This window comes from Variovorax sp. Varisp41 (assembly GCF_047325085.1).
Taxonomy (GTDB): Bacteria; Pseudomonadota; Gammaproteobacteria; order Burkholderiales; family Burkholderiaceae_C; genus Variovorax.
In genome coordinates this window covers 5525736-5538867 of the sequence record NZ_CP168540.1, presented here as the reverse complement: position 1 = coordinate 5538867, position 13132 = coordinate 5525736, and the positions used below count along the sequence as shown (strand labels likewise).

The 13132-nt window shown below is 70.9% G+C and carries 11 protein-coding genes and 1 pseudogene; 4 read left to right on the top strand and 8 right to left on the bottom strand.

All coding sequences use genetic code 11. The features are described 5' to 3' along the window. The first annotated feature begins 72 nt into the window (after positions 1 to 72). Entirely contained in the window at positions 73 to 975 is a 903-nt protein-coding gene (locus tag ACEN9J_RS25610) for a LysR family transcriptional regulator ArgP (RefSeq protein ID WP_413762398.1), read from the top strand. A 6-nt stretch (positions 976 to 981) separates the two neighbouring features. Here the strand turns inward: ACEN9J_RS25610 and ACEN9J_RS25605 are convergent, their stop codons facing one another. Together ACEN9J_RS25605 and ACEN9J_RS25600 are read right to left on the bottom strand one after the other, a co-directional pair. Next, positions 982 to 2304: a M16 family metallopeptidase gene (locus tag ACEN9J_RS25605; protein WP_413764616.1), complete on the bottom strand. Its 1323-nt coding sequence runs from the start codon at positions 2302 to 2304 to the stop codon at positions 982 to 984. Positions 2305 to 2399: 95 nt separating this feature from the next. Next, the gene (locus ACEN9J_RS25600) at positions 2400 to 3842 is read right to left on the bottom strand and encodes a M16 family metallopeptidase (RefSeq protein WP_057596075.1); all 1443 of its coding nucleotides are present in this window, start codon (positions 3840 to 3842) and stop codon (positions 2400 to 2402) included. 29 nt (positions 3843 to 3871) lie between these two features. Here ACEN9J_RS25600 and ftsY point away from each other — a divergent pair. Next, positions 3872 to 5136: pseudogene (ftsY, locus tag ACEN9J_RS25595) on the top strand (signal recognition particle-docking protein FtsY). A gap of 12 nt (positions 5137 to 5148) precedes the next feature. On the opposite strand, the gene ACEN9J_RS25590 reads toward ftsY, so the two are convergent. Together ACEN9J_RS25590 and ACEN9J_RS25585 are read right to left on the bottom strand one after the other, a co-directional pair. After that, positions 5149 to 6939 (bottom strand): ATP-binding protein, encoded by a 1791-nt coding sequence (locus tag ACEN9J_RS25590; protein ID WP_413762397.1) that lies wholly within the window; start codon positions 6937 to 6939, stop codon positions 5149 to 5151. A gap of 10 nt (positions 6940 to 6949) precedes the next feature. Further along, complete coding sequence (locus tag ACEN9J_RS25585) at positions 6950 to 7675, bottom strand: response regulator transcription factor (protein ID WP_057597537.1); 726 nt, start codon at positions 7673 to 7675, stop codon at positions 6950 to 6952. Positions 7676 to 7851: 176 nt separating this feature from the next. Between ACEN9J_RS25585 and ACEN9J_RS25580 the strand changes: the two genes are divergently transcribed. Both ACEN9J_RS25580 and rpoH read left to right on the top strand, forming a co-directional pair. Further along, positions 7852 to 8322 carry a DUF962 domain-containing protein gene (locus tag ACEN9J_RS25580; RefSeq protein ID WP_057597536.1) on the top strand — a complete coding sequence of 157 codons (471 nt, stop codon included), beginning with the start codon at positions 7852 to 7854 and terminating at the stop codon, positions 8320 to 8322. A gap of 171 nt (positions 8323 to 8493) precedes the next feature. After that, a complete protein-coding gene (gene rpoH / locus ACEN9J_RS25575; RefSeq protein WP_057597535.1) occupies positions 8494 to 9435 on the top strand; it encodes an RNA polymerase sigma factor RpoH in 942 nt (313 codons plus the stop codon). A gap of 60 nt (positions 9436 to 9495) precedes the next feature. On the opposite strand, the gene ACEN9J_RS25570 is transcribed toward rpoH, so the two are convergent. The 4 genes from ACEN9J_RS25570 to ACEN9J_RS25555 are packed head-to-tail and all read right to left on the bottom strand — an operon-like array spanning position 9496 to position 13126. Continuing rightward, positions 9496 to 10359, bottom strand: a complete 864-nt coding sequence (locus ACEN9J_RS25570) for a DNA alkylation repair protein (protein ID WP_413762396.1) — start codon at positions 10357 to 10359, stop codon at positions 9496 to 9498. 4 nt (positions 10360 to 10363) lie between these two features. Continuing rightward, positions 10364 to 10981, bottom strand: coding sequence for an SCO family protein (locus ACEN9J_RS25565; RefSeq protein WP_057597533.1), 618 nt, complete (start codon positions 10979 to 10981; stop codon positions 10364 to 10366). 4 nt (positions 10982 to 10985) lie between these two features. Beyond that, positions 10986 to 11891 (bottom strand): heme o synthase, encoded by a 906-nt coding sequence (cyoE, locus tag ACEN9J_RS25560; protein WP_057597532.1) that lies wholly within the window; start codon positions 11889 to 11891, stop codon positions 10986 to 10988. Then, positions 11888 to 13126 carry a COX15/CtaA family protein gene (locus tag ACEN9J_RS25555; protein WP_413762394.1) on the bottom strand — a complete coding sequence of 413 codons (1239 nt, stop codon included), beginning with the start codon at positions 13124 to 13126 and terminating at the stop codon, positions 11888 to 11890. Before ACEN9J_RS25555 ends, cyoE begins: the two co-directional genes overlap by 4 nt. Positions 13127 to 13132 lie beyond the last annotated feature (6 nt).

Sequence of the window (13132 nt, the reverse complement as noted above, 5' to 3'; positions counted from 1 at the left end):
GCGAGCTTGCCGCCGTCTCGGAATTAACTCAAACTAAACTTCCTTAAGCCAATTCAGTTTTGCTTCATTTCCATGCTCGACTACGCCGCCCTCAACGCCCTGGCCACCGTGGTGCGCGAAGGCAGCTTCGAGCGCGCGGCCCGCGCGCTCAACGTCACGCCCTCGGCGGTGTCGCAGCGCGTGAAGCTGCTCGAGGAACGCATCGGCGGCGCGCTGCTGGTGCGCGGCCAGCCCTGCGTGGCGACCGAGGCCGGGCTGCAGCTGTGCCGGCATGTCGAGCGCGTGGGCATGCTCGAGCACGAGCTGCGCGATGCGCTGCCGGTGCTGGGCGCCGGCGAGGCCGGCGAACGGGTCACGGTGCGGGTGGCGGTCAATGCCGACAGCCTCGCGACCTGGTTCATCGCCGCGGCGGCCGCCTTCTCGCAGCAGCACGGCGCGCTGCTCGACCTCACGGTCGACGACCAGGACCACACGGCCGAGCGCCTGCGCAGCGGCGCGGTGCTGGCGGCGGTCACCGCGCTCGCGCAGCCGGTGGCCGGCTGCAACAGCGAGGCGCTGGGCACCATGCACTACGTGGCGGCCGCCAGCCCGGCCTTCGTGCAGTCGCATTTCGCCACGGGCGTGGGCGCGCGCACGCTGGCGCGGGCGCCGAGCCTGGTGTTCGACCGCAAGGACGCACTGCAGGCGCGCTGGGTGCGGCGCATCTGCCATCGCGAGGTCGAGACGCCGCGCCACTGGCTGCCCTCGCCGCAGGCCTTCGTCGAGGCCGCGCGCGCGGGCATGGGCTGGGGCATGCATCCGCTGAGCATGGTGGCGCAGGCCTTGCGCGACGGCTCGCTGGTCGAGCTGGTGCCGGGCTCGCGGCTGCCGGTGCCGCTGTACTGGCAGCAGGCGCGCGCGGCGCCGCGGCTGCTCGCACGGCTCGGCGATTGCGTGCGCGCTGCCTCGCGCACGGGGCCGCACGCGCTGGCCTGAGGAGGCCTACTTGCCCTGCGGCCTGGCCTGCGGGTCGCTGCCCACCACCACCGTCACCATGCGGTCGGGCTGCAGCTTGCGTGCGAACGCGGCCTTGATGTCGGCGGCGGTCACGGCATTCATGCGCGCGGTCCAGGTGTCGAGGTAATCGAGCGGCAGGTCGTTCCAGGCGATGTTGGCGACGTTGCCGATCAGCTTGCGGTTGCTGTCGAGCAGGAGCGGGAAGCCGCCGATCAGGTTGTCCTTCGCGGCCTTGAGCTCGTTCTGCGTGGGCCCCTCGGCGACGAACTTCGCGAGCACCTCGCGCGCCACCTTCACCGCCTCGGCCGCCTGGTCGGGCCGGGTCTGGAAGCCGACGCGGAACGCGCCCGCGTCGAGCCCCGGCGCGAAGCCGCTGTAGACGCTGTAGGTCAGGCCGCGCTTCTCGCGCACCTCGTCGGTCAGGCGCGAGACGAAGCCGCCGCCGCCGAGGATGTAGTTGCCGAGGTTGAGCGCGAAGTGGTCGGGGTCCTTGCGCGGATAGCCGGGCTGGCCGATGTAGACATGGGTCTGCGCCGACTCGAAGGGAATGCGCAGCTCCTTCGACGCGGCCAGCGCCGGCACCGGTGCGATCGCGGGCAGCGGCGTGCAGGCCTCGGGGCCGGGCAGCCGCGACAGCATCGCGTTGGCGATGCCTTCGGCCTGCGCGCGCGTCACCGCGCCCACGATGCTGAGCTTGGCGCGGCACGGCACGATCAGTTGCTGGTAGCGCTGGCGCATGGCCGCGGTGTCGATGCGCGCGAGCGTGGCCTCGGTGGTCTGCTGGCCATAGGGATGGCCGCCGTAGACCGCGGTCGCGAAAGCGCGCGCCGCGACCGTCGCGGGCTTGGTGTTGCCCTCGCGGATCGAGGCGGAAAGGCGCTCGCGTTCGCGCTGCCAGATGTCGTCGGGGAAGGTGGGTTCGCCGATCACGCGCGCGGCCAGCGCCACCGCCTTGTCGAGCAGCTGGGGGTCGGCGAGGCTGCGCAAGGTGTAGCTGGTGCGGTCGTTGCTGGCGCTGACGTCGAACTCGGCGCCCAGATCGGCCCAGGCCTCGCCCAGCGCGTTCTGGTCGAGCGCGGGCTCGCCGTTGCGGCCGGCGCGCACGCCCTTCTCGACCATGGTCGAGCTCACGCTCGCGAGGCCGGCCTGGTCGGCGGGATCGCGCCGGCTGCCGGCATCGAAGTCGACCTCGACGTCGACGATCGGCAGCGCCTGCGAGGACACCAGGTAGATCTTGGCGCCGTTGGCGAGCGTCCAGTGTTCGATCGGCAGCGCGGCCTGCGCGGCCAGGCCGGCGAAGCCGAGCATGGCCAGCACGCCGGTACGCAGCAGGCGGCCGGCGGCGGCCGGCTTGGAAAGGAAGAGGGACATGGGGATCGAACCTTCGAGCGATGCGGCGGCGTTCAACGCAGTTCTCCCGCGGGAGCGGCGAAGCCGCGGGCACGGGGCCGCGCATCGGGCGGCAGCGGAACCAGGGTGGCCACGGTGAGCTGGTCGTCGCCGAAGTACCTGGCGGCCACCGCCTGCACCTGCGCGGCGGTCACGGCCTGCAGCTTCGCGATCATGCGCGGGTCGGCATCGAGCGGCAGGCCCTGCACCCAGTTGCTGCCGAGTTCGCGCGCCTGCGCCATCACCGAATCGCGCTTGTAGGTCTCGCTCGCCACCCACTGCGTCTTGACGCGCGCGAGCTCGGCCTCGCCCACGCCTTCCCTGGCGATGCGCGCGACCTGCGCGCGCAGCGCGGCCTCGACCTGCGCGGCGGTCTTGCCGGCCGCGGGCACGCCCGCCAGGCCGAACAGCTGCGGGCCGCGCCCGATCAGCCCCGAATAGGCACCGGCCGAATCGGCCACGCGCTCGGGTCCCTGCGTGAGCGCGCGGTCGAGCCGCGCGCCGGTGTAGCCGTCGAGCACGGCCGACAGCACCTCGAGCGCCCAGGCGTCGCTCTCGGCATCGATGCTCTCGAGCTGCGGGATGCGGAAGGCCAGCGAGACGTAGGCCTGCTCGGCCGGCGCCTTGAACTCGATGCGGCGGATGCCGCGCTGCGGCGGCTCGATGCGCGGCTTGCGCACCGGCACCGCGCGCGCGGGAATGCCGCCGTAGTACTTCTCGGCCAGCGCGCGCACCTTGTCGACGTCGACATCGCCGGCGATCACGATCGCGGCATTGGCGGGCACGTACCAGCGGCGGTGGAACTCGCGCACGTCCTCGGGCGTCATCGCGTCGAGGTCGCTCATCCAGCCCACCACCGGCCGGTGATAGGGCGAGGCGGTGAAGACGGCCGCGCTCTGCTGCTCGCCGAGCAGGGCGCGCGGCTGGTCCTCGGTGCGCATGCGGCGCTCTTCCTTGACCACCTCGATCTCGCGCTTGAACTCGTCGTCGGGCCACTGGTTGTTGGCGAAGCGGTCGGATTCGAGCTTCATCACCTGCTCGAGGCTGCCGACCGGGATCTGCTGGTAGTAACCGGTGTAGTCGCGCGTGGTGAAGGCGTTCTCCTGCCCTCCCAGCGCCGCCACGCGGCGCGAGAACTCGCCGGGCTTGATCGACTTCGTGCCCTTGAACATCATGTGCTCGAGCGCATGGGCCACGCCCGAGGTGCCGTCGACCTCGTCGATCGAGCCCACGCGCACCCAGACCATCTGCACCGCGGTCGGCGAGCGCCGGTCGGGCTGCACGATCAGGGTCATGCCGTTGGAGAGGGTGAACTGCTGGGGACCGGGAGCCGAAGCGGTGGCGGCGGTGGCTGGGGGCGATGGCTGTTGCGCCTGCGCGGGCAGGCCCCAGGGCGCCACGAACGCCAGGGCCAGCACCGCACCAGACGCAGCGCGGCGTGGCGAGGGGTGTTTCATAGAATGGCTCCGATTCTAAAAAGCGCCCGATGTTCAGTTTCTTCAAGAAAAAACCACCCGCGGAAACGCCCGAAGCACCGGCCCCGCAGGCGCCAGCGACCCCGCCGGCCGAACCTGCCCCCGCCGCGGAGAGCGCGCCCTCGCGCTCGGTGTTCTCGCCCTCGAGCTGGTTCGGCGCGAAACCGGCGGCGAAGGAAACGCCGCCTCCCGCACCGGTGGAACCGCCCGCCGCACCGCCGGCGCCGGTGGCCGCGCCTCCGGTGCAACCCGTGGCGCCGGCCCCCTCCCCGGCCCCCGTCGCGGCACCGCCCGCCGTCGACCTCCCGATCCTCGCGCCGGCCCCCGCGCCCGTGCCCGCACCGGTGCTCGAGATCGCCCCCCGCCCGCGCCCGAGCGCCGAGGCTGGCTCGACAAGCTCAAGACCGGCCTGCGCAAGACCGGCACCGGCATCCAGGCGGTGTTCGTCAATGCCCAGATCGACGACGCGCTCTACGAAGAACTCGAGTCGGCGCTGCTGATGGCCGATGCCGGCGTGAAGGCGACCGAATACCTGCTCGACGACCTGCGCCGCCGCGTGAAGAGCCAGATGGCCACCGACGCGTCGCAGGTCAAGCGGCTGCTGGCCGAGGCCATCGCCGACCTGCTGCGCCCGCTCGAGAAGCCGCTGGAGATCGGCCGCCACACGCCCACCGTGATCATGGTCGCGGGCGTGAACGGCGCGGGCAAGACCACCTCCATCGGCAAGCTCACCAAGCACCTGGCCAACGAAGGCGCCTCGGTGCTGCTGGCCGCGGCCGACACCTTCCGTGCCGCGGCGCGCGAGCAGTTGCTGGTCTGGGCCGACCGCAACACGGTGGAGATCGTGAGCCAGGAAGGTGGCGACCCTTCCGCCGTGAGCTTCGACGCGGTCAACGCCGGCAAGGCGCGCGGCAAGGACGTGGTGCTGGTCGACACCGCCGGGCGGCTGCCGACGCAGCTGCACCTGATGGACGAGCTCAAGAAGATCAAGCGCGTGGTCACCAAGGCCGACGCCACCGCGCCGCATGAAGTGCTGCTGGTGATCGACGGCAACACCGGCCAGAACGCGCTGGCGCAGGTCAAGGCCTTCGACGAGACGCTGGGCCTGACCGGGCTGGTCGTGACCAAGCTCGACGGCACGGCCAAGGGCGGCGTGCTGTGCGCGATCGCGCGCGAGCGGCCGATCCCGGTCTACTTCATCGGCGTGGGCGAGAAGCTCGAGGACCTCGAGACCTTCGACGCGCGCGAGTTCGCGCAGGCGCTGCTGGGCAACTGAAGGCCCGCCGCTTCAGCCGGCGCGCACCGCCTCGCTCATCGCCTCGAGCAACCGGTCGGCCACCACCGGCTTGAACAGCACCGGCACGCGCGACTCGCGCACGCGCTGCAGCCGGTCGGGCGAGGTCTCGCCGGTGATCAGCAGCAGCGGCGTGGCACGCCCGCCGTTGCGGCTCAGGCGCAATCCCACGTCGAGGCCGTCGACGCCATCGGCCAGCCGGTAGTCGCACAGCAGCAGCTCGAAGGGACGGCCCTCGCCGCGCGCCTGTGCCAGCGCCCGCGCGGCCGCCGCCTCGTCGTCCACGGCCCGCGCCTCGACCGCGTGCGAGCGCAGCAGGCCGGTCATGGCCTCGCGGATCTCCTGCTCGTCGTCGAGCAGCAGCACGCGCGCGGGCAGCCGCGCCGCGCCGCGGTGGCGCTGCTCCCCGGCATCGGTCGCCGCGGCTTGCGGCGAGAAGGGCCCGGCCAATGCGCCGGCCTGCGCGTTCGCGGCCTGCACCACCAGCCGGAAGTGCGTGCCGCGGCCCAGGCGCGAATGCATCTGCACCGGATGGCCGAGCAGGCGCGAGAGACGCTGCACGATCGACAGCCCGATGCCCAGCCCGCGCGAGCGGTCGCGGCCCGGGTTGTCGACCTGGTAGAACTCCTCGAAGATCCGGCCCGACTGCTCCGGCGCGATGCCGATGCCGGTGTCGCGCACCTCGATCCACACCGTCTCGCCGCGGTCGCGCGCGATCACCGTCACGCCGCCGCTGGCGGTGTACTTGAGCGCGTTGTCCATCAGGTTCGACAGCATGCGGTGCAGCAACTGCGGATCGCTGCGCACCCACAGGCCGCTGGCGCGCACGCGCAGCTGCAGCGACTTCTGCTCGGCGCGCGCTGAGAAAGTGTGGTTGAGCGGCAGGAACAGCGCGTCGAGCTGCACCGCCTGCACCTCGGGCACGACCACGCCGGCATCGAGCCGCGACACGTCGAGCATGGTGTCGAGCGAGGCGCCGAGCGCATTCACCGCGCGCATCAGCCGCTCGGCGTTGCGGCCCTCGGGACGGTTGCGCAGTTCGTTCTCGAGCGCCGCGCCGAACAGCGCGATCGCATGCAGCGGCTGGCGCAGGTCGTGGCTGGCGGTGCCGAGGAAGCGGGTCTTCTCGAGGCTGGCCCGCTCGGTGGCCGCGATCTGCTCGCCCAGGCGCGCGGCCAGTGCCTCGTTCTCGAAGCGCAGCATCAGCGAATCGGTCAGGAGCCGGTGCTGGCGAATGCCCGCGTGCAGGGTCAGCATCAGGTAGGCCGCGCCGGCCGCGGCCAGGAACAGGTGCAGACCGTCGCCCTGCCAGGCCAGCGCGGTGATCATGCCCAGCGACATCGGCAGCGTGTAGCCGAACAGCGCGGGCTTCAGCGGCCACAGCGACTGCGAGGCGCGCGCACAGCTGCCGACGATGACCGCCATCAGCAGCGAGGTCATCGGCAGGTTGCCGGCCGGCACGACCAGCCAGGGCACGACGGCCGTGACCATGCTGACCAGCGTGACCAGGCGCGAGATCTTGCGCGCCCAGTACGGGCTCTCGACGGCCGGCCGCGCCGGGTACCAGCGCGGCGTGAAGAACACGTAGACGTCGGCCAGCACCATGCCGGCCATCCAGAACAGCAGCCGCGGGTCGTGCAGCTGCGCATAGAGGATGGCGCCGAACACCGCCACGAAGCACAGGTGGGTCAGCGTCGAGGCGCTGTAGGTGTCGTAGACCGAGGCGACGTGTTCGCGCAGCACGCGCTGGCCGAGAACGACGTCGGCGGCCGGGTCGTTCAGCACCGCGCGCCGTTCAATGCAGGGTGCTGATCAACTGGGCCCGCGAGCGCATGCCGAACAGCAGCAGGATGGTCGACACGTGATTCTTCACCGTGCCTTCGCTCAGGTTGGCGAGCTGGGCGATCTCCTTGTTGGCCTTGCCTTCGAGCACCCACTGCAGCACCTGCATCTGGCGCGGCGTGAGTTCCTGCCAGGCGCTGGCATGGGCGAACTCGGCATAGCCCGTGAGCGCCTTCGGCACGGCCGGCGGCGGCGACTGGGCGGCATCGGGGTCGAGCAGGCCGCAGGCGCGGATGAAGCTCACCACTTCCTTCAGGTCGGCCGACTTGGGCAGGAAGGCGCTCGCGCCCAGCGCCAGCACGCCCTGCGCCAGGGTGCTGTTGCCGGTGCCCGAGAGCACCACGATGCGGGCCTCGGGATAGCGCAGGCGGAACTCGGCCAGGCCGCTCAGGCCATGGGTGTCGGGCAGCGCGAGGTCGAGCAGCACCAGGCCGATGGCGTCCTGGTGCGCCTCGTAGAGCTTGAGCGCGTCGGCGACGTTGCCGGCCTCGTAGACCTCGATCGCGGCGCCCGAGGAGGTCGCCTGGGCCTGGACCAGCGCGCAGACGCCGAGTCGCAGCAGGTCGTGGTCGTCGACCACCAGGATCGCGGTACGGCCGCGCGGCGCGATGCCGGCCTGCGCCGCCGAGGACGGGGGAGTGGAGGAGGAAGAGGGATCGAGCGGAGCCACGCGCCGCATCTTAGCGATGCCCCCAGGGGGCGACAGTGCCGGAAGTCATGCTGGTCCCAGCGGCGGCCGCTCGATGTAATGCTATTGTTTGTATAGCACTTGCCAGCGAGGCCGGCGCGGGGCACCATCGGCGGATTCCATCGCGGGCCGCGACGAACGGCCCGCACGAGCCACGGAGACACGCCATGCCGCACACCGCCACCGCCCACGCGCCCGAGGCCGCCAGCGACCGCAAGGTCGATCGCCTGCTGGCCCACTACGAACAGAGCCACCGGCACCCGACCAACGAACTGATCCACTTCGTGGCGATCCCCGCGATCATGGTCAGCCTGGTCGGGCTGATCTTCGCGATCCATCCCTGGGCTGCCTATGCCTTCCTGCTGGCCAGCCTCGTCTACTACCTGACGCTGCGCTCGCCGGTCTTCCTGCTCGCGATGGGCCTCCAGACCGCCATCCTGCTGGCGCTGGTCCATGCCATGGGCAGCCTTGTGTTGCCGATTTCCGCCGCCATCTTCGTGGTGGCGTGGATCTTCCAGTTCATCGGCCACAAGATCGAGGGACGGAAACCTTCGTTCTTCGAAGACATCCAATACCTCTGGGTCGGGCCGCTGTTCGTGGTGTCCAAGCTGCTGCTGAAGCTGGGCATCCGCTGGTAAGTACCCGCTTACGGGGCTTTGCCGGCCGCAAGTCGGACAAGACCGCGGTCCTTCGGGGCCGCCGGCCGACAGTCCCTGCCTATCGGCCCGATAGAGACTTTAGGGGAACCCTTGCCTTAGCACTCCCTCTAACCGAGTGCTAATATGGCCAATACGAAGGAGTTTCCCCTGATGACATCCCTGTCTGGAGCCTCTGCCAACCAGCTCGCCGTCGCCAACCCCTGGTCGATGGTGCCCCCGCTGGGTAACCTGGATGCTTATATTTCGGCCGCCAACCGACTGCCGCTGCTCACCCTCGAGGAAGAGCAGGGCTTCGCCCGCCGTTTGCGCGACCACAACGACCTCGAAGCGGCCGGTGCGCTGATCCTCTCGCACCTGCGCCTCGTGGTGTCCATCTCCCGCCAGTACCTGGGCTACGGGCTGCCGCACGGCGACCTGATCCAGGAGGGCAACGTCGGCCTGATGAAGGCCGTGAAGCGTTTCGACCCCGACCAGGGCGTGCGGCTGGTGAGCTACGCCATGCACTGGATCAAGGCCGAGATCCACGAGTACATCCTGAAGAACTGGCGCATGGTCAAGGTCGCGACGACCAAGGCCCAGCGCAAGCTGTTCTTCAACCTGCGCTCGATGAAGCAGGGCTTCAAGGCCGACTCGGCCGCGGCCGACACCGGCACGCACCGCGAAACGCTGAGCGCCGACGAGGTGACGCAGATGGCCGCGCGCCTGAACGTGAAGCCCGAGGAAGTGCTCGAGATGGAAACCCGGCTCTCGGGCGGCGACGTGCTGCTCGACCCGAGCCCGAACGACGACGGCGAGGAAGCCTTCGGCCCGATCGCCTACCTGGCCGACGCGACGCAGGAACCGACCGCGCTGCTCGAATCGCAGCAGCGCGACCGCCTGTCGAGCGACGGCATCGCGACCGCGCTCGAGGCCCTCGACGCACGCAGCCGTCGCATCGTGGAAGAGCGCTGGCTCAAGGTCAACGACGACGGCTCGGGCGGCATGACGCTGCACGACCTGGCCGCGGTCTATGGCGTGAGCGCCGAGCGCATTCGCCAGATCGAAGTGGCCGCGATGAAGAAGATGAAGAAGGCGCTGGCCGACTACGCCTGATCGGCTTCTTCCGCCCCTTCGAACGAGCCCGGCCCCGCGCCGGGCTTTTTCTTGGGGCATTCAGCCCGAGGTCTTGGCGAGGGTGCGCAGCGCGCGCTTGGCGATGTAGCGCGTCTCGGCCATGTTCGATTCCTTCACCCAGCGCGCGCACACGCCGTCGACCCACTCCGCCTGCGTCTTGCTCGCGTCATTGAGCCAGTTGGCGACCGAGTTCTGCACGTAGCGGCTGCCGTCGGCGCGCAGCGGCTCCAGCAGCGGCAGCGCGCGCCAGGGCTCGGCCTTCAGCGCCTCGATCTGCGCGCACCACACGCCGCGCGGACGCGTGAGTTCGCTCGCGAAGCGGCGGATGTTGGGATCGTCGTCGCGCACCCACGGCTGCAGCAGCGCGAGCGCCTCGTCGAGCGAGCCGACGACCGCGTCGCGCACCGCCATCCAGGCGATCTCGCGCACGCCGAAGTGCGGATCGGCCGCGAAGCGCCGCACCGCCTCGAGCTGGCCGGCCAGCGGCAGTTGCGACAGCGTGACCCACTGCGCCGCCCAGCAGCGCGCGACGTCGCTGGCATGGGTGGCGAGCCGGTGCGCAACGGCGTCGCGTTCGTCGTGCAGCGCGGCGAGGTCGTACAGCGCCCGCGCGATGTGGCCATGCCGCTGCATCGGCTTGAAGGCACTCAGCATCGCGAGCGTGTCGACCAGCCGCTCGCTCGCCGCGTCGAGGCCGATGTGGCCCGCCACGCTGCGCGCCAGCTGCGGCAGTTCGAGCGCGAGGAATTCGTTGAGGTTGACGGTCTCGATCAGCCCGTCGTTGAGGGCGCGCAGCACCTCGGGCGGAATCAGCGCGATGCGGAACGCGCCCTTGCGCGCCTTCAGGTGCGCGACCGCCGCGATGGCCGCGGCGAGGCTCTCGGCCTCCGTGCCGCTCGCCATGGCCTCAGGCCGCCAGCAGGGTCTTGATGTCGGCCACCATCGGCGGCACGCCGGCGCCGTAGCGCGCGTACAGCCGCAACCGGCCCTGCGGGTCGTAGACGAAGCTCGCGGCCGAGTGGTCCATCGAATAGCTGGTGGGCGTCTTGCCGTCCACCTTCTTGTAATAGACCTTGAAGTCCTTGGCGGTGGCGACGAGCTCGTCGGCGGTCGGGATCAGCGCGACGAAGCTGGGGTCGAAGGCGCCCATGTAGGCCTTCATCACCTCGGGCGTGTCGCGCGCCGGATCGACCGTGACGAACACCACCTGCAGCTTGTCGCCGTCGGCACCGAGCTGCTGCTTGACCTGCGCCATCTCGGTCATGGTGGTCGGGCAGACGTCGGGGCACTGCGCGTAGCCGAAGAACAGCACGACCACCTTGCCCTTGAAGTCGGCCATGGTGCGCTGCTTGCCGTCGGCGTCCTTCAGCGAGAAGTCGCGCGCGTAGTCGGCGCCCGTGATGTCGACCGCATTGAAGCTCTGCTTGGGTTCGCTGCAGCCCGCGAGGCCCAGCCCCACGGTGGCGGACACGGCCGTCCAGCCCGCGCCGGCGGCGATCAACTTCAGGGCATTGCGCTTGTTCATGGGGTCAGCGGAGGTAATGGTCGACGAGCAGCGCCGCGAACAGCACGCTCAGGTGGATCAGCGAGAACCGGAAGGTCTTGCGCGCCAGGGCGTCGGAGTAGTTGCGCCACAGCGCGAAGGCGTAGCCGGTGAAGCCCACGCTCACGGCCACGGCCACCACGAGGTAGAGCCAGCCGCTCATGCCGTAGGCGAAGGGCATCAGGCAGGCCGCGAACAGGATGAAGGTGTAGAGCAGCACCTGCAGCCGCGTGAACTCGTTGCCGTGCGTGACCGGCAGCATCGGCAGGCCGGCCTTGCGGTAGTCCTCGACGCGGTAGAGCGCCAGCGCCCAGAAGTGCGGCGGCGTCCACAGGAAGATGATGAGGAACAGGATCAGCGCCTCGGGTCCGACCTCGCCCGTCATCGCGGCCCAGCCCAGCACCGGCGGCATCGCGCCCGAGGCGCCGCCGATCACGATGTTCTGCGGCGTCAGCGGCTTGAGGATCACGGTGTAGATCACCGCATAGCCGACGAAGGTGGCGAAGGTCAGCCACATGGTGAGAGGGTTGACGGTGAACCACAGCAGCACCGAACCGGCCGTGCACAGCGCCGCCGAGAACAGCAGCGCCTGGCGGTCGCTGAGCTCGCCGCGCGCGGTCGGGCGCCAGGCGGTGCGCTTCATCTTGGCGTCGATGCCCTTCTCGACCAGGCAGTTGAACGCGGCCGCCGCGCCCGCCACCAGCCAGATGCCGATGCAGGCCAGCACGGCGCGCTGCACGTCGAGCCACGAAGGCGCGCCGGGCACGGCGAGCACCATGCCGATCAGCGCGCAGAAGACGATCAGCTGCACCACGCGCGGCTTGGTGAGCGCATAGAACTGCCGCAGCACGCTCGCGCCATGCGCCTGCTGCAGGGGAATCGGGGTGCTCATCGGGGGACCTCCGCGCCGCGCAGGGGGGCGCCAGGTGGAACGGCGGGCTTCGCGCGCGACAGGCGGGCGCCGGCCGCCTGCTCGCGCCGGCTCTCGCACAGCGCCCAGACCAGCACCACCGCGAGCGCCGCGGCGCCGCCCGTGTGCAGCAGGGCGGCCGCGAGCGGCCAGCCGAGCAGCACGTTGCCCAGGCCGGTCGCGAGCTGCAGCAGCGCGAGGCCGGCGAGCCAGGCGGCCTGCGGGCGCAGGCTGTCGATGCGGCGCATGCGCCAGGCCAGCAGGCCGAGCGCGACGAACACGAGGTAGGCCATGAGCCGGTGCGCGTAGTGGATCGCGGTGAGCGCCGCGAAATCGAGCGGCACGCCCTCGCCGGTCACGCCGAGGTGGCGCCAGATCTCGAAGCCCTGCGCGAAATTCATCGGCGGCCACCAGCTGTCCTGGCAGGTCGGGAACTGGGTGCAGGCCAGCACCGCGTAGTTGGTGCTGACCCAGCCACCGAGCGCGATCTGCAGCACCAGCAGCACCGAGGTCGCGATCAGGCCGTTGCGCAGCGCCGGCGACACCGGCGTGGGCAGGCGCTGCGCGGCCACCTGGCGGTAGCGCACGGCCTGGATGCACAGCAGCGCGAGCAGCACCACGGCGCCCAGCAGGTGCAGCGTGACGATGGCGGGGAAGAGCTTCCAGGTGACGGTGAGCGCGCCGAAGGCCCCCTGCAGGCAGACCCAGACCAGCGTGGCCGCGGGCCACCAGGCGCTGAGCGCGGCATGGTCGCCCTCGCGCCGCGCCGACGACGGTGCCGCCCTCGCCTGCTGGCGCTGCCGCGCGCGCACCACCCAGGTCGCGACCGCGAGCACGGTGATCAGCGCGCCAACGCCGGTGGCAAGGTAGCGATGGACCATCTCGACCCAGGCCTTGCTGTGCGTGACCGGGCCGGTGGGCTGCGCGGCCTGCGCCATCGCGATCTCGTGGCGCGCGCCGACCGGGCTCGCATTGCCGTAGCAGCCGGGCCAGTCGGGGCAGCCCAGGCCCGAATCGGACAGGCGCGTGAAGGCGCCGAACAGCGTGAGGTCGAAGGTCAGGAACAGCGTAAGCACGGTCAGCGCATGCAGCCGCCGCGCCGGGCCCGCGCCCGCGTTGCGCCGCCACACCCAGACCAGCGGCCCGAGCGCGATCAGCGCGCCGGCCGTCAGCAGCCAGGCGATCGGCGTGAGGTCGTAGAGCGAGCTGGTGTCCATCTTGAT